This is a genomic window from Alloalcanivorax gelatiniphagus, from assembly GCF_005938655.1.
Lineage (GTDB): Bacteria > Pseudomonadota > Gammaproteobacteria > Pseudomonadales > Alcanivoracaceae > Alloalcanivorax > Alloalcanivorax gelatiniphagus.
Genome location: NZ_VCQT01000008.1, coordinates 49850 through 75003, shown reverse-complemented (window position 1 = coordinate 75003; position 25154 = coordinate 49850). Strand labels below are relative to the sequence as shown.

Annotated in this window: 23 protein-coding genes and 1 pseudogene; 6 read left to right on the top strand and 18 right to left on the bottom strand. The window is 65.0% G+C overall.

Annotated features, from left to right (window positions below; all coding sequences use genetic code 11):
* Window positions 1-28: 28 nt before the first annotated feature.
* Window positions 29-1654, bottom strand: a complete 1626-nt coding sequence (locus FGS76_RS01485; protein ID WP_138770852.1) for an NAD+ synthase — start codon at window positions 1652-1654, stop codon at window positions 29-31.
* Between the two features lie 93 nt (window positions 1655-1747).
* Here FGS76_RS01485 and FGS76_RS01480 point away from each other — a divergent pair, with 93 nt between their 5' ends.
* From FGS76_RS01480 to FGS76_RS01470, 3 genes are read left to right on the top strand one after another with little or no spacing between them, the layout of a single operon-like run.
* On the top strand, window positions 1748-1996 hold the full coding sequence (locus FGS76_RS01480; protein ID WP_138770851.1) for a PP0621 family protein: 249 nt from the start codon (window positions 1748-1750) through the stop codon (window positions 1994-1996).
* Window positions 1986-3533 (top strand): sensor histidine kinase, encoded by a 1548-nt coding sequence (locus tag FGS76_RS01475; protein ID WP_138770850.1) that lies wholly within the window; start codon window positions 1986-1988, stop codon window positions 3531-3533. The genes FGS76_RS01480 and FGS76_RS01475 overlap by 11 nt, the downstream gene beginning before the upstream one ends.
* Before the next feature lie 2 nt (window positions 3534-3535).
* Window positions 3536-4924 (top strand): sigma-54-dependent transcriptional regulator, encoded by a 1389-nt coding sequence (locus tag FGS76_RS01470; RefSeq protein WP_138770849.1) that lies wholly within the window; start codon window positions 3536-3538, stop codon window positions 4922-4924.
* On the opposite strand, the gene FGS76_RS01465 is transcribed toward FGS76_RS01470, so the two are convergent.
* Window positions 4891-5973, bottom strand: a complete 1083-nt coding sequence (locus tag FGS76_RS01465; RefSeq protein ID WP_138770848.1) for an NAD(P)/FAD-dependent oxidoreductase — start codon at window positions 5971-5973, stop codon at window positions 4891-4893. The two genes, FGS76_RS01470 and FGS76_RS01465, sit on opposite strands and share 34 nt — an antisense overlap.
* A 173-nt stretch (window positions 5974-6146) precedes the next feature.
* On the opposite strand from FGS76_RS01465, the gene FGS76_RS01460 reads away from it, so the two are divergent.
* Window positions 6147-6641, top strand: coding sequence for a GspH/FimT family pseudopilin (locus tag FGS76_RS01460; protein ID WP_138770847.1), 495 nt, complete (start codon window positions 6147-6149; stop codon window positions 6639-6641).
* A 5-nt stretch (window positions 6642-6646) separates the two neighbouring features.
* Here FGS76_RS01460 and FGS76_RS01455 read toward each other — a convergent pair whose 3' ends face one another.
* From FGS76_RS01455 to murJ, 12 genes and pseudogenes are all read right to left on the bottom strand, one after another.
* A complete protein-coding gene (locus FGS76_RS01455) occupies window positions 6647-7078 on the bottom strand; it encodes a type IV pilin protein (protein ID WP_138770846.1) in 432 nt (143 codons plus the stop codon).
* Entirely contained in the window at window positions 7075-10104 is a 3030-nt protein-coding gene (locus tag FGS76_RS01450; RefSeq protein ID WP_138770845.1) for a PilC/PilY family type IV pilus protein, read from the bottom strand. Before FGS76_RS01450 ends, FGS76_RS01455 begins: the two co-directional genes overlap by 4 nt.
* A 22-nt stretch (window positions 10105-10126) precedes the next feature.
* A complete protein-coding gene (locus tag FGS76_RS01445; protein WP_138770844.1) occupies window positions 10127-10690 on the bottom strand; it encodes a PilX N-terminal domain-containing pilus assembly protein in 564 nt (187 codons plus the stop codon).
* Entirely contained in the window at window positions 10687-11430 is a 744-nt protein-coding gene (locus FGS76_RS01440) for a PilW family protein (RefSeq protein WP_240692351.1), read from the bottom strand. Before FGS76_RS01440 ends, FGS76_RS01445 begins: the two co-directional genes overlap by 4 nt.
* A 146-nt stretch (window positions 11431-11576) precedes the next feature.
* Window positions 11577-11897 (bottom strand): annotated as a pseudogene (pilV, locus tag FGS76_RS19840) (type IV pilus modification protein PilV); the annotation flags it as partial.
* Between the two features lie 42 nt (window positions 11898-11939).
* Entirely contained in the window at window positions 11940-12431 is a 492-nt protein-coding gene (locus FGS76_RS01430) for a GspH/FimT family pseudopilin (protein WP_276607917.1), read from the bottom strand.
* A 181-nt stretch (window positions 12432-12612) separates the two neighbouring features.
* Window positions 12613-13548 carry a 4-hydroxy-3-methylbut-2-enyl diphosphate reductase gene (gene ispH, locus FGS76_RS01425; protein ID WP_138770840.1) on the bottom strand — a complete coding sequence of 312 codons (936 nt, stop codon included), beginning with the start codon at window positions 13546-13548 and terminating at the stop codon, window positions 12613-12615.
* 104 nt (window positions 13549-13652) lie between these two features.
* Window positions 13653-14120: an FKBP-type peptidyl-prolyl cis-trans isomerase gene (locus tag FGS76_RS01420; RefSeq protein ID WP_138770839.1), complete on the bottom strand. Its 468-nt coding sequence runs from the start codon at window positions 14118-14120 to the stop codon at window positions 13653-13655.
* Window positions 14113-14673 carry a signal peptidase II gene (gene lspA, locus FGS76_RS01415; RefSeq protein WP_138770838.1) on the bottom strand — a complete coding sequence of 187 codons (561 nt, stop codon included), beginning with the start codon at window positions 14671-14673 and terminating at the stop codon, window positions 14113-14115. Before lspA ends, FGS76_RS01420 begins: the two co-directional genes overlap by 8 nt.
* Window positions 14666-17479 carry an isoleucine--tRNA ligase gene (ileS, locus tag FGS76_RS01410; RefSeq protein WP_138770837.1) on the bottom strand — a complete coding sequence of 938 codons (2814 nt, stop codon included), beginning with the start codon at window positions 17477-17479 and terminating at the stop codon, window positions 14666-14668. The genes lspA and ileS overlap by 8 nt, the downstream gene beginning before the upstream one ends.
* Window positions 17476-18414: a bifunctional riboflavin kinase/FAD synthetase gene (gene ribF, locus FGS76_RS01405; protein ID WP_138770836.1), complete on the bottom strand. Its 939-nt coding sequence runs from the start codon at window positions 18412-18414 to the stop codon at window positions 17476-17478. Before ribF ends, ileS begins: the two co-directional genes overlap by 4 nt.
* A 70-nt stretch (window positions 18415-18484) precedes the next feature.
* Complete coding sequence (murJ, locus tag FGS76_RS01400) at window positions 18485-20059, bottom strand: murein biosynthesis integral membrane protein MurJ (protein WP_138770835.1); 1575 nt, start codon at window positions 20057-20059, stop codon at window positions 18485-18487.
* A gap of 272 nt (window positions 20060-20331) precedes the next feature.
* Between murJ and rpsT the strand changes: the two genes are divergently transcribed.
* On the top strand, window positions 20332-20598 hold the full coding sequence (gene rpsT, locus FGS76_RS01395; RefSeq protein ID WP_138770834.1) for a 30S ribosomal protein S20: 267 nt from the start codon (window positions 20332-20334) through the stop codon (window positions 20596-20598).
* Window positions 20599-20691: 93 nt separating this feature from the next.
* Here rpsT and proB read toward each other — a convergent pair whose 3' ends face one another.
* The 4 genes from proB to rplU all read right to left on the bottom strand — a co-directional run bounded on the left by proB (window position 20692) and on the right by rplU (window position 23939).
* Entirely contained in the window at window positions 20692-21801 is a 1110-nt protein-coding gene (proB, locus tag FGS76_RS01390) for a glutamate 5-kinase (protein WP_138770833.1), read from the bottom strand.
* On the bottom strand, window positions 21791-22975 hold the full coding sequence (cgtA, locus tag FGS76_RS01385) for an Obg family GTPase CgtA (protein ID WP_138770832.1): 1185 nt from the start codon (window positions 22973-22975) through the stop codon (window positions 21791-21793). Before cgtA ends, proB begins: the two co-directional genes overlap by 11 nt.
* Before the next feature lie 364 nt (window positions 22976-23339).
* A complete protein-coding gene (gene rpmA / locus FGS76_RS01380) occupies window positions 23340-23600 on the bottom strand; it encodes a 50S ribosomal protein L27 (protein ID WP_138770831.1) in 261 nt (86 codons plus the stop codon).
* Between the two features lie 27 nt (window positions 23601-23627).
* Window positions 23628-23939, bottom strand: coding sequence for a 50S ribosomal protein L21 (gene rplU / locus FGS76_RS01375; RefSeq protein ID WP_138770830.1), 312 nt, complete (start codon window positions 23937-23939; stop codon window positions 23628-23630).
* A gap of 226 nt (window positions 23940-24165) precedes the next feature.
* On the opposite strand from rplU, the gene FGS76_RS01370 reads away from it, so the two are divergent.
* Window positions 24166-25137 carry a polyprenyl synthetase family protein gene (locus FGS76_RS01370; RefSeq protein WP_138770829.1) on the top strand — a complete coding sequence of 324 codons (972 nt, stop codon included), beginning with the start codon at window positions 24166-24168 and terminating at the stop codon, window positions 25135-25137.
* Window positions 25138-25154 lie beyond the last annotated feature (17 nt).

Sequence of the window (25154 nt, the reverse complement as noted above, 5' to 3'; positions counted from 1 at the left end):
CCGTGGGAGCGGCTTCAGCCGCGCTGCCTCAATCCCCGGGCCGCCAACCATTGGTGATCGGATAACGCCGGTCCTTGCCGAAGGCGCGGCGGCTGACCCGGGGCCCCACCGCCGCTTGACGGCGCTTGTACTCGTTGCGGTCGGTGAGCTTCACCACCCGGTACACGGTGTCGCGGTCGAAGCCGTCGCGGATCACCGCTTCGGCGCTCATGTCCTGCTCCACATACCGCTCCAGGATCGCATCCAGCTCGTCGTAACCGGGCAGCGAGTCCGAGTCCACCTGGTCCGGGGCCAGTTCCGCCGAGGGCGGCCGGGTGATCACCCGTTCCGGGATAATCTCGCTGCCGGCTTTCTGATTGCGCCAGCGGGCGATGCTGTACACCGAGGTTTTGAACACGTCCTTCAGCACCGAGAAGCCGCCGGCCATATCACCGTAGAGGGTGGCGTAGCCCACCGCCATTTCGCTCTTGTTGCCGGTGGTCAGCACCACCGAGCCGCCTTTGTTGGACAGCGCCATCAGCAGCACGCCGCGGCAGCGCGCCTGCAGGTTTTCCTCGGTGGTGTCGGTGGAGAGCCCGGCGAACGGTTCCTCGAGGATCTCCATGAAGCCGTTGAACGCCGGCTCGATGGGCAGCACCCGGTAGTGCACCCGCAGGGCGCGGGCCTGTTGCTCCGCGTCCTCGATGCTGATCGCCGCGGTATAGCGGAACGGCATCATCACCGCCTCCACCCGTTCCGGGCCCAGGGCGTCCACCGCCACCGCCAGGGTCAGCGCCGAATCGATGCCGCCGGACAACCCCAGCAGGGCGCCCTTGAAACCGTTCTTGTTGACGTAGTCCCGGGTCGCCAGCACCAGAGCGCGGTACAGACTTTCCTCCGCCTCCGGCGGCGGCAGCATCTCGCCGCGCGGCGTCAGCCCGCCGTGCTCGTGGGCCAGGTCCACCGGCACCAGGGCTTCCTCGAAGCTGGCGCCCTGCACCCGCACCTCGCCATCACCGGCGACCACGAAGGAGGCGCCGTCGAACACCAGTTCGTCCTGGCCGCCGATCAGGTTGCAGTACAGCACCGGCAGGCCGGTTTCCCGGGCCCGGGCCTGCACCTGCTCAATGCGTTCGTCCTGTTTCCCCAACCGGAACGGCGAGGCGTTCAGGTTGAGCACGCAGGTGGCGCCGGCCTCGGCGGCCCGCGCCGCCGGCTGCGGAAACCAGATGTCCTCGCAGATGGTGAGCGCCAGCCGCTCGCCGCCCAGTTCAAACACGCAGGGCTGGTCGCCGGCCTGGAAGTAGCGTTTTTCGTCGAACACCCGGTAGTTGGGCAGGCACTGTTTGAAATATTCGTGGCGCGGGCGGCTGTCGCCGGGGAACAGCACCCCGGCGGTATTGCGGCGCACGCCGTTGCGCACCGCCGGATAGCCGATCACCACCGGAACCTCGATGCTCTCGCCAATGCTGGCCAGCGCTTCATCGATGCGGGTATTGAGGCTGGGGCGCAGCAACAGGTCTTCCGGGGGGTAACCGGTGAGCATCAACTCGGGGAACAGCACCAGTTCCGCGCCCAGCAGGGTGCGCGCTTCGCGGGTGGCGGCCACCACCGCCCGGGCGTTGCCTTCAATATCGCCGACCAGCGGATTCCGCTGGGCCATTACGAGTCGCATAGTACCGCCTTTTCTCCGTGGAGCGCTGATTGTACTCTGTAGCCGCCCGCCCTTCACAGACAACAGCCCGGTCGGGCCTTAGGGGAGATCCACATGGGTTTGATTCGGCTGCTGATTCTGGCGGCGGTGGTGTATCTCGGCTGGCGGCTGGCCCGGCGCCTGCTGAACGCCTCCGGTGGCGCCAGCGGCGGCGGGCGCGATGCCGCGCCGCGCAGCGAGAAAATGATCAAATGCCGCCAGTGCGGCGTGCACGTTCCGGAGGGCGAGTCATTCCGCCATCGCGGGCTGGCGTTCTGCAGCCAGGAACACCAGCGCCTGTACCTGGAGCGGCATGAACTCTAGCTGGACCGCGGCGCGCATCTACAACCTTTACCGCATCGTCATCGCGGCGGTGCTGCTGGCCTCGTTTTATCTGAGTGACCGGATGATCGGGCAGTACCTGCCACGGCTGTTCGAAGTCACCGTCTCCGCCTATCTGCTGCTGACCCTGATCTCTTCCGCCGCCGACTACACCCGGCGGCTGCGCAAGCCCAATTGGGCCCAGCCGCTGGCCCTGGTCATCGACGTGCTGGTACTGGGGCTGGTGGTGCATTCCAACGGCGGCCTGGAGGGGGGCCTGGCGGTGTTGCTGCTGGTCAACGTGGCCGCCGGCAATATCCTTCTGCGCGGGCGCCTGGGTTTTCTGATCGCCGCCCTGGCCACCCTCACCGTGATGTTCGAGCAGTTCTATTTCGCCACCCAGATCGGCGACCGCGACCCGTTCCAGCTCACCGAGGCGGGCCTGCTGGGCATTGCTTTCTTCATGGTGTCGCTGATCATCCAGCAGATCGCCAGCCGCCTGGAACGCAGCGAAGTGATCGCCGCCCGCCAGCGGGTGGCGATCCAACGCCTGGAAGCGCTCAATCAGCAGATCGTGGCGCGCATGCGCACCGGCGTGATGGTGTTCGACGACGACTATCAGGTGCTGCAATCCAACCCCTCGGCGGACGGCTATTTCGCCCAGTCCATGGTCGGCCAGCACCTGCCCCGGGCCCTGATCGAGCGCCACCGCGATTGGCGAGACGCGCCGCACCTGGTGCCGCCGCCGCTGCGGCTGTCGCGGCAATCCCCGGAGGTGAATTCCCGCTTCGCCGACCTGGACACCGGCCACGAAGCGCTGACCCTGGTATTTCTTGAGGACACCGCCCGCATCGCCCAGGAGGCCCAGCAGTTGAACCTGGCGTCCCTGGGGCGCCTGTCCGCCACCCTGGCCCATGAGATCCGCAACCCGCTGAGCGCCATCAGCCAGGCCGCCGAGTTACTCCAGGAGGACGGCGCCAGCGCCGAGGACGCCCGCCTGCTGACCATCATCCGCAACCATGTGCAACGGGTGAACGGCATTATCAGCGACGTGCTGGACCTGTCCCGGCGGCCCCGGGGCCAGGCGGCCCGCTTCCTGCTGGCCGATGCGGTGGAGGAACTGGCCGCCGGCTGGCACCAGCGCGGCACCGCGCCCGAGCGGCTGCGCGTGGAACAGGGGGACGGCAGCCTGGAGATCCGTTTCGACCGCAGCCAGTTTCAGCAGGTGATGGACAACCTGATCGGCAACGCCTTTGCCCACGCCGGACCGGCAAGCCGGGTCACCCTGAGCTACGGCCAGCACACGCGCACCGGCCTGCCCTGGGTGGCGGTCCGCGACGACGGCCCCGGGGTGTCGGCCCAGGCCGCCGCCCACCTGTTCGAACCCTTCCACACCACCAGCGACCAGGGCAACGGCCTGGGCCTGTATGTCAGCCGCCAGCTGTGTCAGGCCAACCAGGCCACCCTGGACCACGAGGACGCCCGCCCGGGCGCGCGCTTTGTGATAACCTGTGCCCACCCGGATCGGCAGTTTCAATAACCATGAAAATAACCACGCCCCGTGTTTTGGTAGTGGATGACGAAGCGGATTTGCGGGAACTGCTCGTCATCACCCTGGGAAGAATGAAATTGGACGCCACCGCCGCGGCGTCGCTGGACGAAGGCCGGCGCCTGCTCGACGGCGGCGCCTTCGATCTGTGCCTCACCGATATGAATCTGGGCGACGGCACCGGCCTGGATCTGATCCGCCACGCCGCCGCCCGCGCCCCGCAGATGCCGGTGGCGGTGATCACCGCCTACGGCAATATGGAAATGGCCACCGAGGCCATGAAACTGGGGGCCTACGATTTCATCGCCAAGCCGGTGGCACTGGACCGCCTGCGCCAGCTGATCGAGGACGGCCTGGGCATCAGCCGCACCGGCGCCAACGACACGGCCGGCGGCGAGGAAGACAGCCTGATCGGCCAGGGCCCGGCCATGGCCGCCCTCAAACAGCAGATCCGCAAGCTGGCGCGCAGCCAGGCACCGATCTATATCAGCGGCGAATCCGGCAGCGGCAAGGAGCGGGTGGCCCGGCTGATCCACGGTCTCGGCCCCCGCCGGGAGAAGCCGTTCGTGGCGGTCAACTGTGGCGCCATTCCCTCCGAGTTGATGGAGAGCGAGTTCTTCGGCCACCGCAAAGGCAGCTTCACCGGCGCCGTGGAGGACCGTAAGGGTCTGTTCCGCGAAGCCGACGGCGGTACCCTGTTTCTCGACGAAGTGGCCGACCTGCCCCTGCATATGCAGGTGAAACTGCTGCGCGCCATCCAGGAAAAGACCGTGCGCCCGGTGGGCGAGTCACGGGAAGTGGCGGTCAACCTGCGCATTCTCTGCGCCACCCACCGGGACCTGGGCGCGGAGATGAACGCGGGCCGCTTCCGCCAGGATCTCTACTACCGGCTCAATGTGATCGAGGCCCATGTGCCGCCCCTGCGCGAGCGCACCGAGGACATCCCCGCCCTGGTGGAACATGTGCTGCGGCGTCTGGGCGATGCCTGGGAAACGCCGCCACCGGCGGTCGGCGAAGCGGCCATGGCCGCCCTGTGCGACTACGACTTCCCCGGTAACGTGCGTGAACTGGAAAATATTCTGGAGCGGGCCATGACCCTGTGCGAGGACCGGCGCATCGAGCCGGCCCATCTGCACCTGCCCGCCGGCGACCAGGGCGCCCGGCCGGAAGCCGGCCAGGTGCCCGGCCGCCACCCGCAGCTACCGCTGGAGGATTACCTTCAGGAAATCGAGAAACAGGAAATTCTGCGGGCGCTGGACGCCACCCATTGGAACCGCACCGCCGCCGCCAGGAAACTGGGCATGACCTTCCGTTCCCTGCGCTACCGGCTGAAAAAGCTGGAACTGGATCAGGACGACGGCGACGACGATTCCAGCGAATAGTCCGCCGGGTCCACAAAGGGCGTTTCCCCGCACATCAGCTGCGCCAGCAGTTCGGCACTGGCCGGCGCCGACACCAACCCATTGCGGTGATGCCCCACCGCCGCGAAGATGCCATCGGTGCCCGGCACCGGGCCCAACCAGGGCCAGTCCCGTGCCGCCCCCGGGCGCACCCCGGCCCAGTGACGGGCAGGCTGGCAATCCGCCAGCATCGGCAGGATATTCACCGCCATGGTCTCCAGCCGCCGACGGGCCGGTGCCGTGGGTGAGGTGCTGGCGTCCCCCTGGGTCAGGGTGGAGCCGGCCAGTACCGCGCCATCGCTGCGGGGAATCAGGTAGCCCTGCTCGGTCAGAATCGTGGCGCGCACCTGCCCCGGCGGCAACCGGTAGAGCAGCATTTCGCCCTTGGCGGGGAACAGTGGCAATGAGACGCCCAGCGGCGCCAGCAGCGAGGCACTCCAGGCCCCGGCGCTGATCAGCACCGTTGGCGCGGCCAGCCGCTCACCGTTGTCCAGGATTACCTCGCCGCCCCGCGCCGTTGGCGTCACCTCGGTGACCCGCGCCTCGACCCGGGTCACGCCCAGCGCCGCCAGGCCGTCGCGCAGCCCCTTCAACATGCGCGGGTTGCGGATGTTGCCCACGTCCGGAAACCACAGCCCCTCGCCGGCCCGGCCGGCGGGCAGATGCGCGCTCAGCGGCGCCACCTGGCAGCGCTGGCCATGGTCTTGCGCCCAGGCCAGGCCGCGCTCCGCTTCCTCGCCGGCGGCTTCCACCCACAAACCGCTCTCGTTCAGGTCCGCGGCGGCCAGCGCCGGCCCGGCCAGCCGCCGCACCAGAGCCCGGTAGCGCCGTGGCCCGTCCAGGGTGAGCCGGTTCATCGGCTCCGGATAACGCCAGTGATACAGCGGCGACAGAATGCCACCACCGGCCCAGGACGCCGGCGGGTGCAGGGAGGGCGCGTCCACCAGCACCACCTCGCGGCCACGATCCGCCAGCTCCAGCGCGCTCAGCAGACCGACGATGCCACCGCCCACGATTAATACATCAGCCATAGTGTTTTGTGGTGTTTGGATGACAGGAAAGGGAGCAAAGGTAACACAGGGCGCGAGCCCGCGGGGACGTAAACTGAAACCGGATATTGGTGATCGACGGTCACCTTGCGACGGATCAATAACCGGGCCGGCGGGACGCTCTCCCGGCCCCCACTCAAGGATGAGGAAACCCCATGGAAAGCAAAGGATTCACACTGGTGGAGTGTCTGACCACGTTACTGGTGGTGGCGATTCTGGCCGCCGCTGGCCATTACCTGAACGCGGAGCTGATTCCGACCCAGCGGGTGATCGCCGCCAGCAACGGCATTCTCGGTTTGATGCATCGCGCCCGGGCCGAGGCGTTTACCCGCGGGCCGCTGCTGCTGTGCGACGGGCACAGCCACTGCGAACGCTTCCGCACCACCGACCGTCTGCTGCTGGCCTCCGACCGGGACGACGACGGCCAGATCTCCGAGCGGGACATTCTGGAACGGCTGCGCCTGCCCGCCGGCACCACCCTGGAATGGCGGCGCTTTCGCGGCGAGGCACTACGCTATGGCCGGCGCGGCAACCTCTACTACCAGAACGGCCACTTCCTGATCTGCAACCGGCGCCAGGCACGCCGCATCGTCATGACCGTGATGGGCACCGCGCGCATCGAACCGGACCCGGGTGCCCGCTGCCCCTGAGTGAATCAGCGTTTGCCCCAGGCCGGCGAGGAGCCCAAGGTACAGGAGCCGTCCTTGACGAAGCAGGTACGGCCCTCGCTGTCCAGGCGCAACAGGCCATCACCGCTCTGCGCGCCCTTGGGCGTGGCCAGCACGTTGTAGCGCTGATCGTTGTCGGTAACGTTGATGGTCACGGTGTAATAGTCACTGTTGGCCAGCTCCGGTGCCAGGCTGGCCAGCTTGCTGCCCGCGTCCTTGTAGGAAAAGTGGCGCGCCCGGTAACTCTCCAGGGAAGCGGCCAGATCCATCAGCTTGCCCTGGTACTCGGAGCGACGGGTTTCGCGCACCTGATTGGTGTAGGACGGGTAGGCGATGGCGGCCAGAATCGCCACGATCACCACCACGATCATCAACTCGATCAGCGTGAAACCGCTCTGCCTGTTGATGGTCTCGCTCATTGGTCATCCTCCTGGCTTGGCGGGAAGTACTGGTTAGCCTCGTTCTTGTCCATCGGATACCAGCGCTGCTTTCGGAACATGGCGTAGTCAGGATCAATCATGCCGGGGCACACCAAACCAGCACAGACAACAATATCCCCGGATTCAGTGTGGATTACGTCGAGGCTAGGGGGGATACCACCGGTATCCAGCTTCTCTCCGCCCCAATCATCGCCACCACCACCGCCGTTGTCGCCATCGCCACCGCCATCGCTGCCGTCGCCGCCATCATCACCGCCATTGTCACCTTCGCCGTCATCTCCGCCCCCGGGCACACTACCGTCGTTGGTGAAGGATCGAGCCTCGCCGGTGATCAAGCCCGCCCGATAGGCATAGGCGTTACCGTAGCGTACGACACAGGGGTCCGGGTCTTCGTCCGCAGTAGTCGGAACGTAAGTGGTGAACATGACCGACCCTTCGGCGATGGTCGGCGAAGACATTACTTTTTCGCCGTCGCGTTCAAAGGCCACTCGCCAACCATCTCCAGATCCGTCAAGAGTAGGGGGATTCGCACCATTCACTCGCGGCAGATCGCTCAGCGTGACCGGCGTTCCCTGTGTGGTGCTCTTGAAATTCCTGTCCGCGACGACGAAAAAGCCCTCTTCCGTATTAGTGTCCAACGGATGTGCCCGATAGCCCGAACCGGCAGCCACGTATAAAGTTTCGCGCCGGCCCGTTCTGCTGTATCCGATCGCGGGCGCCTCGTAAAAGCGCCGGTGATCCGGTACACCGCTTCCACCTAAGCTGGCCAGGCGCACCACACCGTCAACCACCTCCGAGGCACTGCCGGCGTCATTGTCCAGATTCACACGGAATATCTGGCCGCCCAGATCCGCGAAATAGAGATAATCCGCCAGACCATCAAAATTCAGATCCACCACCGAGATGGCACCTGGTACGGCCCACTTCATATCAGCAACCTGGGTCGTCGCATCATCCTTGCCAATAGACCAGAGTCGGTCCCCGCTAAAGGCATCAACCATATACACCGCATTGCCAAGGCTATCCTGCCCCGGTCGACTGCCAGCCGTATCATGACCTTCGGGGTTATAACCCCCACCGAAAACCAGCACCGGCTTGATGGAGTCTCCGACACTAACGTACGTCAAAGTCGGGGTGGACCAGGTCTGACCCAACCGGCTGAAGCCGCTGTCCGCATTCGCGGTGGAGGATTCATCCGCCCAACCACCACGGATGCGCCATTTCAAACTCGGATTATTGATATCCGAAACATCCAAGGCGTAGTAATTGCTACCACCGCGCCGCATGCCACCATAGATGTAGACATCATCGGCATCACCATTGGCCTTGGCGGTGCGGTACGCCACCCAGCTACCATCCATGCCATAAAGGCTGCGGATATTGTTCTCCTTCAAGGGAGGAGAGCGCACCAGGTCATAAGCCTTCTTGAGCATTTCATCCGGCATGAAGACAAATTTTTCCGTGCCATCCTTGGTGTCAATGGCATGCAACATGCCCCCATTGGTAGCCACGAACACATAATTGACCTGATCGTCAGCGTCGGCGCCGTCCTGATCGACCTTATAGTTCACCAGAAGAGGCTCGCCGTGCATCGGATCGCCCCAGAGCGTAAGCAGTGCCTGGTAAACCTCTTCCTTGGTATTGAAAGCTGGAACGGCATTGTCCGGGATGCCAAAATCTTCCGCATCCATATCTTCCAGTCTGTCCGCATCCAGAGTATAAGAGCCGCTACCGTCCGCGTTTCCGATAATCAGCTTGCGATTGGACAGCTCACCAACCGCCCCCCCTTTGCGAACATCCGGCCCATCCGGCTCCCCATCGGTCCAAAAGCTCTTAGCGCTTTCGCGAACGTAGCCGGTTTCGGTGTCCAGGGCTGCATTGCCGTTGGAATCCACTACCCGGCCCCCCTGCAGACGGTAGCGCTTCAAGTTTCCGGGCCAGACCGAGGTCTTCTCTGGTTTGAACATACCGTAATAAATCTGGTCCAGGTGTGACAGACGGTTGTTCTGGTTCACCGAAACACCCGGCGAGCTGATGGTCTGCGCATCTTCCGCGATCAGGTTCAGGATATCGTTGAATTCCGCGGCCAGTTCACTGGCATTGTCCGCCAAGCGCACATCCTCCGTGCCGCCGTCGACCGCCACGTTTCTCATGTTGTTGATCTGGGAAGAGCCATTACTCACCCCGAACGCCACCTGCCAGGTGCGCACTGAGCGCCCTTTCGAGTTGCGTGTCTCATCCAGTAGCCAGGACGCAATTCGACGTTGGCAGCTGTAGGAGCCATTGCAGTAGCCACCGGTAAGATCCCTGGCACTGGAGTAATCGGAATCCTGGGTCGGGTCACCATCGGTCATGACGATAATGTGGTTCGATTCGCACTGGTTTTCCAAGTTCATGGGCGAGGTGTAGCGATCACTGCTCACGATTTCGTAGCGGTTACATCCCCACCAGCGCTGATCCTTGCAAACACGCTGCAGGTTCACCGACATGCGCGGCTCGTCTTCACCAGCCTCCCCGTAAATCGCGTAACCGGACGGCGGCAACCCCATCATGTAACGGGCCATTTCCGAGTAGGCTTCCATGGTCGGAGTGTTGGAGGTGCCTTGCAGGCCGCTTACCAATTGCTTGACCTCCTGGCGCGAGGCGTCGTCCATATCGCTCACCGGATAGAACACATAACCGCCGTAGCCAGAATTTTCCGCGCCGCCATTGAATTTCCCCACGCCGATGCGCACGCCATCGCTGAGGCCGTCCACCACTTCCGAGAAGGCGACCTTCAACTGCGCCATCTTGGTATCATTGCGGGAACAATCCCGACTGCCAAAGGGCGGATCACACATACTGCCCGAGGTATCGATCAGGAAAAGAACGTTCGCAATCTGCTCGTTACTCTCGTTATTAACATCCGCCTGAGCAAAATAGATTTCGGTATCATCAGCGTGCAGACTGGTCGGCGAAAGAAAAACAGCGCCGAGCAAAAAGCAGAAAAATAAAGACCTGTTCATGATCCATTCCCTCTCACTTCTATCACGGTTGCGATGAAACACGCCTACCGCTGAAATCCGACGGCACGAACAAACCACGCTTTAGTGCCTGCTGAAGATGATGGTTATCGATTTTAAAATCGTCTACTTCTGAGTCACCCATGATTTCGAAGGTATAATCCACCACCGTAGACCCACCACCGCTATAGCTGATCTCCTGCCCATCGACTGGCTCAGCTCCATTCTGGCGGATGCGGGACTGGGCCTGGACCATTCCGCGCGAGTCCAACCGCTCATTACCCTCACAAGCCGTATCTTTTACGGTGTCGCCGCTGAGGCAACGATAGATGATCTGGCCGTTGAACAAAGGCTGCAATTCCAAGCCCTCAAGGCCATACAGATAAGCGTAGGCATCGGCGACCGCCGATTCGGCACCCTCGAACGCCATGGCGTCCACCTGGGTGCCGGTGGAAATCTTCGCGCTGAACATGCTTGTCTTCATCGCCGTGACCCCCATCAGGGAAACAATCACCAGAATCAGCAGCGCGATCAGCAGGGCCACACCTCGCTGGGCACGCACGGACGAGATTGGAGAAGTCAGTTTCATACTTCACCCCAACGGTAGTTACGAATCGCCACGGTGGACAGGAACTGTCGGAGCAGTTTCCCTCCTTCGTTCACCGCCTCCTGGTGATCCAGAAGATAAAAAGTCCGCTCCTCATCACCCCCTCCCAATGATGGCAACGGTTTCTCAAGCAGCAGGGCGATCTTCACCGCGACCACCGGATTGACACCCACATCGCTGGCTTTCACGTACCGCGAAGCGAAGGCCACCCTATCCTCGGTCTGGTCGATGCCGTAGAGCACCTGGAAGCTGCGTACATCCTTGAGCAGGATGACACTGTCCGTAGACAGGTTTCCCCGGCATTTCAGGTTGCCGTCGTCGTCCACCCAGTAACTGTTCACCACTTCGGTCATCACCGCCGGCGTCAAGGTGGTGCCGGTGCAGTCGGCGCGCCCATGGTGGCTGATGGTGAGCCGATCATTGCTGCCGTTCGCGCTGTCGGCGGAGCCCGGTATGTCCCCAACGGCTTCCAGGTTCACGCCGGGGTAATCAACGGAACCCACCAGGTCGCTCACGTAACCGGTTAGCTGCAGGTCCTGACTGATAAAGCGCATCGCCAGCTGGCCCTGCTCCTGGGCCTCGCTCATGGCCTGTTGCAAGGCGAAGGTGCGCTGGTTGGTGGAAAACAGGGATACGGCGGCGGCGGTGATCAGCAGGCCGAGGACCATGGCCACCATTAATTCCACCAAGCTGAAACCGGCCATGTGTTTGGGGGTTTTCATCGTGCCGCCTCCATGACCACGCATTCGGTGCCCTCGTCGGCGGCGATCTGCCCATTGCTGATGCAATCGTCAATGTCTTGATCGTGCCAGGCCACCACCACGCAGCTGGTAATGCCGCCGCAGGCCTGAACCTGGATGCGGCCGGCAGGCAGCAGGTTACCGGCCTGCCAAGCCAATTCCTCAATGTCCCAGGCGGCCACTTCCGCGGAGGTGCAGGTGTTGTCGTAACAGTCCATGGGGGGCGCGTCACCGAAGGACCGCTGGTCGACCCCCCACTCGTCGCGGTCCAGGTAGAGCGGCCGAGCGGCTTCATTGACGAGAATGCGTTCCAGCGCATCACGGGCCAGGGCGGTGGCCTGAGCCCGTATCTGGGCGCTTTCCGAGCCTTTCAGTGCGCTCAGCTGCAGGCCCGCATAGCCCAACACGCCGATGGCAAGAACCAGCAGGGCGACCAGAATTTCCACCATGCCCACCCCGGTTTGCTGTCTCATAGCGGTCTCCAACCTTCTTCAACCACAGGTGATCACGGTGTTACTGACCACGCCGAAGCGGCCCACGTGAATACGCCGGCCGCTCTCTCCGCTGCGGTCGTCACAGATCTTGAACTCCGCGTCCGCGGCGATCAGGCCGGAGGGCAGAAACTCCACTTCATCGCTGGCCGATTCCACGGTGACCGCCCCGGCGGGCAGAAAGCTCTGGTCGCCTTCCGTGTCGGAACTGTCGTAGAACACTTCCCAGCCGTCGTTCCAGGAGTTGCCCAGAGGCCGCAGCAGCACCGGCTTGCGCAGGTTCACCGCCTGGGCTCGGGCGGTATTGATGGCGGTGATCAGATCAGCGGCGCTGGAGCGCAGGGCGATATTGGCGGTGACCGAGCGGAACGAGGGCACGGCGATGGCCAGTAGTATTCCCGCCAGGCCAATCGTCAGCATCAGCTCGATAATGGTGAAGCCCTGCCCCTTTGCGCGGGCGTTTGTGCGTGCGTCTGAGCGTGCGTCGATCACCACGGCACTCCGTTACCCCAATTAAGGTGATCACACTGTCTCAATTACAAAAAGCAGGCAACGGCACTTGGACGAGCGGTGCCTTCCTTGCGCCAAGCGGCAACAACCGTGAAGCAACAGTGAACCGGTTCATGGTTTTGGGAGAGCATTCCCAGGCAGCGGGACGCCGCCCGGGGTAGGATCAGGGCCGCAGCGCCTTTGGCATGGAGAAGCGGATGTTCTCCTCGCGGCCGGGGATTTCCTGGGCATCCTGCCCGCCCAGCTGGCGCAGACGGGCCACCACCTGGTGCACCAGCTCCTCCGGCGCGCTGGCGCCGGCGGTGACGCCCACGGATTGTTTGCCGTCCAGCCAGGTGGGATCGACCATGGTGGGGTCGTCCAGCAGGTGGGCCTCGGTGCCGCAGCGCTCCGCCAGCTCCCGCAGGCGGTTGGAGTTGGAGCTGTTCACCGAGCCGACCACCAGCACCAGGTCGCATTCCAGCGCCAGCTGACGCACCGCGTCCTGGCGGTTGGTGGTGGCGTAGCAGATGTCCTCGCGCTTGGGCCCGAGAATGTTGGGGAAGCGGCCGCGCAGCGCATCGATGATGCGCGCCGTGTCGTCGACGCTGAGGGTGGTCTGGGTGACGAACGCCAGGTTATCCGGGTCCTGCACCTGCAGGCCGGCCACGTCGTCCTCGTCCTCGACCAGGTACATGCGCCCGCCCTTGGAGGTGTCGTACTGGCCCATGGTGCCCTCCACCTCCGGGTGCCCCTGGTGGCCGATCAGAATCGCCTCACGGCCCTCGCGGGCGTAATGGATCACTTCCATATGCACTTTGGTAACCAGCGGACAGGTGGCATCGAACACGCGCAGCCCGCGCCGCTCCGCTTCCTCGCGCACCGCCTTGGAGACCCCGTGGGCACTGAAAATGACGATGGCGTCATCGGGTACCTCGTGCAGTTCCTCCACGAACACCGCGCCGCGCTCGCGCAGCCCGTCGACCACATAGCGGTTGTGCACCACCTCGTGGCGCACATGGACCGGCGGCCCGAACACGTCCAGGGCCCGGTTGACGATTTCGATGGCGCGGTCCACGCCGGCGCAGAAACCGCGGGGATTGGCGAGACGGATTTGCATACAAAAACCTGCTTGGGCTGTGGGGCGAGTATACCCGTGGCGGGGCGGGCCCGGCCAGGAACAGGACGGGGATCGCGGCCCGGACAGGAGCCGCGATCATGGGCTCAGTTGAGGCGGACCACCTGCTCCGGCGCGTCGTGCTCGACGGCGATGATCTCCACCCGGAAGGTCAGATCGCGGCCGGCCAGGGGGTGGTTGAAGTCCACCGTCACCCATTCCTCGTCCAGGCCGGTGACCACGCCGGGCAGCTCGGCCCCGGCGGCGTCGGCGAAGTTCATGACGGTGCCCGGTTGCAGTTCATCGGCGGCGAAGGTGGCGCGTTTGAAGTGCTGGACGTTCTGCTCGTTGTAGTCACCGAACCCGGCCTGGGCATCGATGAAGACACTGCGTTTATCGCCGGGGCGCAGCCCCAGGATCGCCTTTTCAAAACCGGGCAACAGGGAACCGTCGCCCCAGGAAAACGAGGCCGGCTCGCCGCCAAAGGTGCTGTCCATTTCGGTGCCGTCCATCAGATGGACCGCGAAATGCAGGGTCACCCGGGTTTGCGGGCCGACCCGCAGGTGGTCAGTCATGGGCGCGACGCCCTCCCAGCAGCATGTCGAGAATGATCAGTATGGCCCCCAAGGTGATGGCGCTGTCGGCGATATTAAAGGCCGGGAAGTGGTAATTTCCCCAATAGAAATCGAGAAAATCCACCACATGCCCCAGCACCACCCGGTCGTAGAGGTTGCCCAGGGCACCGCCCAGGATCAGTGCCAGCGCCGCCCCCTGCATGCGCTCGGTTTTCAGTTTGCGCAGCCAGCTCAGGATCAGCACCGCCGCGACCAGGGCCACCACGGCGAAAAACCAGCGCTGCCAGCCGCCGGCACCGGCCAGGAAGCTGAAGGCGGCGCCGGTGTTGTAGGCCAGGGTCAGATTGAACACCGGCAGGATCTCCAGGCGCTCGTACAGCTCGAAGCGGGCCACGATCCAGTGCTTGGTCAGCTGATCAAGGGCGATCACCAGCACCGTCAGCCACAGCCAGTTCAGCTGCCCGGGCAGGCCCCGGGCCGAGGCCAGGGCGGAGTGGCTTCCCTGGGTATCACGCGCCCCCTGGGTATTACGCCCTCCCTGAATGTCACGCATAGTCCCGTTCCTCGCCGGGGCCTTCCACGTTGGTCACGCAGCGGCCGCAGATATCCGGATGGGCCGGGTCCACGCCCACGTCCTCCCGGTGGTGCCAGCAACGGGCGCATTTGGCGTGCGGCGACGGCGCCACCCGCACCTTGAGCCCGGATACCGCGCTGTCCTCCAGATCCGCCGGCGCTTCGCTGAGCGGCGCCAGGGTGGCGGTGGAGGTGATGGTGACGAAGCGCAGCTCGTCGCCAAGACGGCCCAGCAGGCCGCCCAGGGTGTCGTCCACGTACAGGGTGGCGTCGGCGGCCAGGTTGGCGCGCAGTTCCTTGCGGTTGCGGGCTTCCTCGATGGCCTTGTTGACCGCCTGTTTGACCGCCTGCACCCGCTCCCAGAACGCCAGGTCCATGGCGGCGTCCGCCGGCAGCCCGAACAGGCCGTCGTACCAGGTGGTCAGGAACACGGAATCCGCTTTTTCGCCGGGCAGGTGCTCGTGGATTTCCTCGGCGGTGAAGCTGAGCACCGGCGCCATCCAGCGCGCCAGCGCCTGGGCGATGTGGTACAGGGCGGTCTGGCAGGAGCGCCGCGCCACCGAGTCCTCGCGGGTGGTGTACTGGCGGTCCTTGATGATGTCCAGGTAGAAACCACCCAGCTCAAGGGCGCAGAAGTTGTGCAGCCGCTGGTAGACCTGATGGAACTGGTAGCCGTTGTACAGCTCCCGCAGCTCGTCCTGCAGCTGGGCGGCCCGGGCCACCGCCCAACGGTCCAGGGCCAGCATGTTCTCCGGCGCCACCGCGTTGGCCGCCGGGTCGAAGCCATTCAGGTTGGACAGCAGGAAGCGGGCGGTATTGCGGATGCGCCGGTAGCTGTCCGCCACCTGCTTGAAGATGTTCTTGGACACCGTCATTTCGCCCCGGTAGTCCGTGGAGGCGATCCACAGCCGCAGGATGTCGGCGCCCAGTTCGTTCCATACATCCTGGGGAGGAATCACGTTGCCCAGGGACTTGGACATCTTGCGGCCCTGCTCGTCCACGGTGAAACCGTGGGTGAGCACGCCCTTGTAGGGGGCCGCGTCGCGGATCGCGGTGCCGGTGAGCAGCGACGACTGGAACCAGCCACGGTGCTGGTCGGAGCCTTCCAGATAGAGATCCGCGGGCACCGTCAGTTCCGGGCGCTGCTCGAGCACCGAGAAATGGGTGGTGCCGGAGTCGAACCACACGTCCAGCACATCGGTGACCTTGCTGTAGCGCTCGGCGTCGTCGCCCAGCAGCTCCACCGGGTCCAGTTGGAACCAGGCCTCGATGCCTTCCTTCTCCACCCGCTTGGCCACTTCCTCGATCAGGCGCGGGGTGTCCGGGTGCGGCTCCGAGGTGGCCTTGTCCACGAACAGGGCGATCGGCACGCCCCAGGTGCGCTGCCGGGAGATACACCAGTCCGGCCGGTCCCGCAGCATGCCTTCCATGCGCGCCTGGCCCCAATCCGGGGTCCAGGTGACCTTTTTCACTTCCTCGCGGGCGCGGGCCAGCAGACCGCTTTCGCCCAGGCCGATAAACCACTGGGCGGTGGCGCGAAAGATGATCGGCGTCTTGTGGCGCCAGCAGTGCGGGTAGCTGTGGGTGATGCTCCGCTTGGCGATCAGCACGTCGTGTTCCTTGAGCGCGTCGATCACCGGGCCGTTGGCCTTGTTCACGTGCAGGCCGCCGACCACCGGCAGGTCGTCACGGAACACGCCGTTGTCCTGCACCGGGCTGTCCACTTCCAGGCCGTAGCGCTTGCCCACCGCGAAGTCGTCCTCGCCGTGGCCCGGCGCGGTGTGCACGCAGCCGGTGCCGGCGTCCACGGTGACGTGTTCACCCAGCACCACCGGTACCACCCGCTCCAGGAACGGGTGACGCAGTTGCAGGTTTTCCAGCAACTGACCTTGGAACGGCTGGGAACGCTCGACCCGCTCCAGGCCGTAGCGCTCCACCGCGCTGTCGGCCAGCGCCTCGGCCACCACCAGCTGCCGGGCGCGGCCGTCCTGCTCGCCGCTGAGCAGCACGTAGTCCACTTCCGGGTGCACCGCCACCGCCTGGTTGGCGGGCAGGGTCCAGGGGGTGGTGGTCCAGATCACCAGCGCCGGGGCGGTGGCTTCCACGCCGGTGCGGGCGGTGAAGTCCGCCGCGTCCACGGCGACGAAGGCCACGTCGATGGCCGGGGATTTCTTGTCCTGGTATTCCACTTCCGCTTCCGCCAGGGCGGAGGCGCAGTCCAGGCACCAGTGCACCGGCTTGAAGCCCTTGGTCAGCAGGCCTTTGTCGACGATCTTGCCGAGCGCGCGGATGATGTTCGCCTCGGTGTCGAAGTTCATGGTCAGGTAGGGGTTGTCCCAGTCGCCGAACACACCCAGGCGGATAAAGTCCTGCTTCTGCCCTTCCAGCTGCTGGGCGGCATAGGCCCGGCACTCCTCACGGAAGGTGCGGGCGTCCACCTTGTGGCCGGCCTTGCCCACCTTCTGCTCCACCTTGTGCTCGATGGGCAGACCGTGGCAGTCCCAGCCCGGCACATAGGGGGCATCAAAGCCTTCGAAGCCCCGTGCCTTGACCACCACGTCCTTGAGCACCTTGTTGATGGAGTGCCCAATGTGAATCGAGCCATTGGCGTAGGGAGGGCCGTCATGCAGCACGAACTTGGGACGGCCGGCGGCGGCCTCGCGCATCTTCCGGTACAGATCCTGCTGGCGCCATTGCGCCAGCCGCTCCGGTTCACGGGTGGACAGACCGGCTTTCATGGGAAAGTCGGTATGGGGAAGGTTCAGCGTCGCCTTGTAGTCCGTCATAGTCCGTCGTCTTGTGCAAAAAAGGCTTTTACCTGCTCCAGGTCCCGCCGCATGGCGGTCTTGAGCTGGTCCAGGCTGTCAAAGTTCGTTTCCGGGCGCACGAAATGGTGAAAATCCACGCTCAGGTGGTGGTCGTACAGGTCACCGCTGTAATCCAGCAGGTGCACTTCCAGGCGATTCTCGCGGCCGTTCACCGCCGGCCGCGTGCCCAGATTGGCGGCCCCCGGGTGGCGCTCCAGGCCGGCGCCGCTGACGCGCACCGCGAACACCCCCTGCAGCGGCGACACCGGCCGCTTGAGCGCCAGGTTCACGGTCGGCATGTCCAGGGTACGGCCGATCTTGTCACCGTGGCGTACCCGGCCGCTGATCCGGTAGGGCCGCCCCAGCAGGCGCTCGGCCAGGGCGAAATCACCGCTCTCCAGGGCCGCCCGCACCCGGGTGCTGGACACCCGCTCGCCGTCCACCTGGCAGGTGGGGGTGTCGGTGACCGCGAAGCCGAAGCTCTCGCCGGCCCGGCGCAAGTACTCGAAATCGCCGTCGCGGCCGCACCCGAAGCGGAAGTCATCGCCCACCACCAGATAGTCGATGCCCAGCCCCCCCACCAGCAAATCACGAACAAAGGCTTCCGCGGTAAGGCTGCGGAAACCCTCGGTGAAGCGGGCACAGAGTACCTGATCGACGCCCTGCTCGCGCAACGCGATCAGCTTGTCGCGCAGACTCATCAACCGGGCCGGCGCCTGTTGTGGGGTGAAAAACTCCTGGGGCTGGGGCTCGAACAGCATCACCGTGGCGAGTTTGCCACGGGCACGGGCCTGTTCGATCACCTGCGCCAGGATGCGCTGGTGGCCCAGATGCACGCCATCAAAATTGCCGATGGTGGCCACGCAGCCCCGGTGCGCCGGCCTCAGATTATGAATGCCGCGAATCAGTCGCATTCCGTCCTCGTCGCCTTCCCGGAGGCGTGTCGCCCGCGCGTCCGGAAGAAAAGAGCGCCGATTATAGAAATCATCGGCGCAGGTGGCGAGGTCTGAGGCCGAGAATCACCAACACCAGCAGATAAACCAGCATCCCGGTGACCACGATCAGGGCCAGCCAGGCCACCCGTTCGGTCAGCCCGCCCTGCAACCAGATCCCGGCACGGCCGGCCAGCCACTGAATCACCGCCACCATGGCGCCGCCGGCGAGCAACAGCCGCAGCCAGTGCCGGCCCCAGCCGGCCAGCGGCTCGAACACCCCGGTCCGGCGCAGGCCCAGATACAGCAACCCGGCGTTCAGCCAGGCCGACAAAGAGGTGGCCAGCGCCAGCCCGGCGTGCTGCAACGGCCACACCAGAATCAGGTTGAACACCATGTTGGCGACCATGGCCACCACACCGATTTTCACCGGCGTTTTGGTGTCCTGGCGGGCAAAATAGCCCGGCGCCAGCACCTTGATCAGCATGAACGCCACCAGACCGGCGCTGTAGGCGCGCAGGGACTCCGCCGACCGCAGCACGTCGTTGGCGGTGAATTCACCGTGGCGGAACAGGGTGGCGAGCAGCGGCTCGGCGATCACCGCCAGGGCCAGCGCCGCCGGCACGCCGATCAGCAGCACCAGGCGCAGGGCCCAGTCCAGGGTACGCTGGAACGCCCGCGAGTCATCGCCGGCGTGCTTGCCGGACAGGCTGGGCAGGATCACGGTGCCGATGGCGATGGCGAACACCCCCAGGGGCAGTTCCGTGAGCCGGTCGGAATAGTACAGCCAGGTCACCGAGCCGGTCTGCAGCAACGACGCCAGCACCGTGTCCAGCAACAGGTTGATCTGGCTCACCGACACCCCGAACATGGCCGGCGCCATCAACCGCAGGATGCGGCGCACCCCCGGGTCGCGCCAGGCCATGCGCGGCACCGGCATCAGGCTCAGGCGGGCGAGAAACGGCAACTGGAACAGCAACTGCACGATGCCGGCGATCAGCACCCCCCAGGCCAGCGCCACGGCCATGCGGCCCTCGGCGAAATGCGGCGCCAGGTAGAGCGCGCTGCCGATCAGGCTGAGATTGAGCAGCACCGGCGTGAACGCCGGCACCGCGAAGCGGTTCCAGGTATTGAGAATGGAGCCGGCGAAGGCGGTCAGGGCGATAAAGAACAGATAGGGAAAGGTCAGCCGCAGCATTTCCACCGCCAGCGCCCTTTTATGCGGGTCGTCGCCGAAACCGGGGGCGAACACCCAGATCAGCAGCGGCGCCCCCAGTACCCCGGCCAGGGTGACCAGCGCCACGGTGCCGCCCAGGGTGCCGGCGACCCGGTCGATCAGCAGCCGGGTGGCCGCCAGGCTGCCCTGGTCCCGGGCCCGGGTACGGTATTCGCTGAGCACCGGCACGAAGGCCTGGTTAAAGGCCCCCTCGGCGAACAGCCGGCGCAGAAAATTGGGGATGCGGAAGGCCACGAAGAAGGCATCGGTGCCGGCGGAGACGCCGAGCAGGCGCGCCAGCACCACGTCGCGCACCAGCCCCAGCACCCGGGAGAGCAGCGTCATGGCGCTGACCACCAGGGTGGAGGCCAGCAATCCGCCTTTTTTGCCTTTCGTCGCCTGCTCGTCCATTCCCGGGTCTCCGTGAAACCGGCCAAGGGTACCCAAAGCGCCGCCGGCCCGCCAGAAGCAGGGGCCACGGCGCGCCAATAAGGCCGCGCGTCCCCCGGGCCCGGCCCGGCACCGGCTTAATAAACGGTTTATTATTGACTTCTCAGGTACGGATCGGCATCATTGCGCACCTTCAAACCGGCCCACGGGCTTCGTGCGTCCCGGTTTCACCGAATCAAGCAGATTGATCCGCCCTTTTCCGGGCCGGTCAGAAACAAGACAGGAGCAGGACCTTGGCTAACTCACCGCAAGCACGCAAACGCGCGCGTCAGGCGGAAACGCGTCGTCAGCACAACGCCGCGATGCGTTCCATGGTGCGTACGTACCTCAAGAAGGTGAACGCGGCCATTGCCTCCGGCGACCAAGGCGCCGCACAGGAAGCATTCCAGAAGGCGACCTCTGTGCTGGACAAGGCCACCCGCAAGGGCAAGTTTCACCCGAACAAGGCCGCGCGCCACAAGAGCCGCCTGAACGCCAAGATCAAGGCCATGGCGGCCTGATCGACGCGATTTCAGCGCTCGACAAAAAAACCGGCCTGTGGCCGGTTTTTTTATGGCTGGAGATTGACCCCGACCAAAGCGGAACGCCGCGCCTCAGCCGCGATCCAGTACCACCAGATTGTCCCGGTGGATCAGCTCTTCCTCGTTCATAAAGCCCAGCACGTCGGCGATTTCGTGGCTCTTCTTGCGGCACAGCCGCCGCGCATCGGCGGCGTCGTAGTTGACCAGGCCGCAGGCCACGCGCCCGCCGTTCTCGTCCTCGCAGGCCACCATCTCCCCCCGGGAAAACTGCCCGAACACATCCACCACCCCCACCGGCAGCAGGCTGGAGCCGGACTCACGCAACCGGCGCACCGCGCCGGCGTCCAGCACCACCCGGCCACGCATGCGCAGATGCCCGGCCAGCCACTGCTTGCGGGCGTTCATCGGTGAGGTGTCCGGCATCAGGGTGGTGCCCGGCGCCGCCCCGGCGCACAGCTCCGCCAGCACCTCCGGACGACGACCGGAGGCAATGGTGGTCATGGCGCCGGAGCGCGCCGCCAGCCCGGCGGCACGCACCTTGGTGGCCATGCCGCCACGGCCCAGACCGGAACCGCCACCGCCGGCCATCAGCGCAATGGCCGGATCGGAGGCGCGCGCCTCGCGGATCAGGGTGGCCGCCGGGTTCTGCCGGGGGTCGGCGTCGAACAGCCCTTCCTGGTCGGTGAGAATCACCAGCCGATCCGCCTCCACCAGGTTGGCCACCAGGGCCGCCAGGGTGTCGTTATCGCCGAAGCGGATCTCGTCGGTGACCACGGTGTCGTTTTCGTTGACCACCGGCACCACCGAGAAGCCGAGCAGGGTCAGCAAGGTGCTGCGCGCGTTCAGGTAGCGCTTGCGGTCGGACAGGTCATCGTGGGTGAGCAACACCTGGGCGGTGTGCAGGTCGTGCTTGCGGAAGCAGCTTTCCCAGGCCTGCACCAGGCCCATCTGCCCCACCGCGGCGGCGGCCTGCTGCTCGTGGATGGATTCCGGCCGGCGCGCCCAGCCCAGCCGGGTCATGCCCTCGGCCACGGCGCCGGAGGACACCACGATGGGCTCGATGCCGGCGGCCCGCAGCGCCACCATCTGATCCACCCACACCTGCATCAGATCACGATCCAGGCCGCGCCCGTCATTGGTAAGCAGGGCGCTGCCGATCTTGATCACCCACCTAGCGCTCATAGACGATCTCCACGTCGTGATCGTCGTCGTCATCATCGTTGTCGTCATTGTCCCGGGCAGCCCGGTTGACGCGCTTGATCTCCTGGATCTTCTCGCGGGCTTCCTGCTCCAGACGCTCGCGCAGGGAGCGCTGCTCGGCGGCGTACTCCGGATCTTCCTTCTCGCGCAGGCGGCGCTCCTCGATGGCGTTCATCAGCGCGTACACCAGCTCCTCGCAGCCCACCCCGGCGGCGGCGGACAGCCGGAACACCGGACCCTCCCAGCCCAGCTCGGCGACGATCTCCTCGACGCGCTCGGCGGCCTCCTGGTCGGGCAGCAGGTCGATCTTGTTGAACACCAGCCAGCGCTCCTGCTCCGCCAGGGCCGGCGAGAACCGGTCCAGCTCATCGGCGATGGCGTCGATCTGGTCCGCCGGCTCGCCGTCCAGGGGCGCGATGTCCACCACATGCAGCAGCAGACGGGTGCGGGCCAGATGCTTGAGGAAACGGATGCCCAGGCCGGCGCCCTCGGCGGCGCCCTCGATCAGGCCGGGAATGTCGGCCACCACGAAGCTGCGGTAGCGGTCCGCCTTCACCACGCCCAGGTTGGGCACCAGGGTGGTGAACGGGTAATCCGCCACCTTGGGCTTGGCGGCGGAAATCGCCCGGATCAGGGTACTCTTGCCGGCGTTGGGCATACCCAGCAGGCCCACGTCCGCCAGCACCTTGAGCTCCAGCCGCAGGCGGCGCACCTCGCCGGGGGTGCCGTTGGTGGTCTTGCGCGGCGCCTGGTTCACACTGCTTTTGAAGTGCACGTTGCCCAGGCCGCCACGGCCACCCTTGGCCACCATCACGGCCTCGCCGTCGCGGGTCAGGTCCGCCAGCACCTCGTCGGTGTCCAGATCCACCACCGTGGTGCCCACCGGCACCTTCAGGTAGATGTCCTCGGCGGACTTGCCGGTCATCTGCCGGCCCTTGCCGGGCTCGCCGTTGCGCGCCTTGTAGCTGCGCTCGTAGCGATAGTCCACCAGGGTGTTCAGATTACTGTCGGCCAGCACGTACACGTGCCCGCCGGCGCCACCATCACCGCCATCGGGACCGCCGAATTCCACGTACTTTTCGCGCCGGAAACTCAGGCAGCCGTGGCCACCGTTACCGGCACGGACATCAATGGTGGCTTCGTCGACGAATTGCATGGGGTGACTCTTCAGAAACGGGTGGATGGGTATTCTAGCGCAGCTGCAAGCAGCAGGCGCGCAGTGCGTGGCGGCGGGGCCGTGCCAGTCAAACGCCAGTTGAAAGTTAAAAGTTAAAAGTTCAAACGCGGGAGAGGCCAGGGAGGCGGCGGGGCCGTGCCCGCGTGCACGCGGCTTCAAGCTACAAGCCACAGGGCGGCCTCTCAGTGGGACCTTTCAACTTTCAACTTTTAACTTTCAACTGGCCATTGCCGCCACGGCCTGCCTGTAGCTTGCCGCTTGCAGCTTGCAGCGGCCCCTCTGGGGCCCATAAAAAAACCCCGCGGGCCGAGCCTCGCGGGGCTTTTTCGTGATCCCGGAGGGATCAGGCCACGGGCTCGATCACCACATACTTGCGACCCAGCGGGCCCTTGGTTTCGAACTTCACGCGACCGGCTTCGGTGGCGAAGATAGTGTGGTCCTTGCCAATGCCGGTGTTCACACCGGAATGGAAGCGGGTACCACGTTGGCGGATGATGATCTCGCCGGCTTTGACTTCCTGGCCGCCATAGCGCTTCACGCCAAGACGTTTACTTTCGGAGTCGCGACCGTTACGAGTACTACCACCGGCTTTTTTATGTGCCATGTCTCAATCCTCTTGCTGCGTTGCGGATCAGCCCTGGATCCCGGTGATTTTCACCGCCGTGTACCACTGGCGATGGCCTTGCTGCTTGCGGGAGTGCTTGCGGCGGCGGAATTTGACGATTTTCACCTTCTTGTGGCGGCCTTGCTCGACCACCTCGGCGGAAACCTTGGCGCCTTCCAGCAGGGGCTGCCCCACTTTGACGTCGTCGCCGTCGGCAACCAGCAGAACCTGATCGAATTCCACGGTCTCGCCGGTGGCCACTTCGATCTTCTCCACGCGCAGGGTATCACCCTCTTCAACGCGGTACTGCTTGCCACCCGTCTTGATGACTGCGTACATCTACTTGCTCCGGATAGATCCTCGCGGGCGGGCTCGCTCAGTGTTGGCGAAGGCCGCTTTCGGTGCCCGGCGGATGATGAAAAACAGGGTCGCGAAGTGTACGCCAAGCCGGCGCCGCGCTCAAGCCCCTTTGGCCGGGGCCCTCCGGCGATGGCTTTTCTTGACTGACCGGGCCCCGCTGCTAGCATTGCCCGCTGTTTACGCCCCCTTTTTTGGATAGCGTTCCATGGATTTCAAGGCCATCAGTTCCGTCGTCGCCGACGACTTCGAGGCGGTGAACCGCTTCATCACCCACCACCTGAACACGGAAGTGCCACTGATCCGTGAAGTGGGCGAATACATCGTCGATTCCGGCGGCAAGCGGTTGCGCCCCCTGGTCGGCCTGCTCAGCGCCCGGGCGTCCGGCTATACCGGCGACCAGCATGTGGACGTGGCGGCGGTGATCGAGTTTTTGCATACCGCCACCCTGCTGCACGACGACGTGGTGGATGAATCCAGCCTGCGCCGGGGCCGGCCCACGGTGAACGCGGTGTGGGGCAACTCCGCCAGCGTGCTGGTGGGCGACTTCCTGATTTCCCGCGCCCTGCAGCTGATGGTGGCCCTGAAGGACCAGCGTCTGCTGGAAATCCTCTCGCAGAGCACCAACACCATCTCCGAAGGGGAGGTGCTGCAGCTGATCAATACCCGCGACCCGGACACCACCGAGGACAGCTACATGCGGGTGATTCACCACAAGACCGCCAAGATGTTCGAGGCGGCGGCGGAAACCGGCGCCGTGCTGGGGGCGCGCACCGAACCGGACCTGTGCGCCGAGTTCGCCACCTTCGGCCTGCATCTGGGCATTGCCTTCCAGCTGATCGACGACGTTCTGGACTACCAGGGCGAGGTCAGCGAACTGGGCAAGAACGTGGGCGACGACCTGGCCGAGGGCAAGCCCACCCTGCCGCTGATCTATGCGATCCAGCACGGCGCGCCCCAGCATGCCGACCTGATCAAGCGCGCCATCCGCACCGGCGGCCTGGAGCACCTGCGGGAAATCGTCGAGATCGTGCACGACTGCGGCGGCCTGCGCTACACCATCGAGCGCGCCGGCGAACACACCGCCCGGGCCCTGGAAGCACTGGCGCCGGTGCCCGGTTCGCGTTACAAGGAAACCCTGCAACGATTGGCGGAAGAGTCCCTGCGCCGCACCTATTGATGACCCGGCTCCCACCT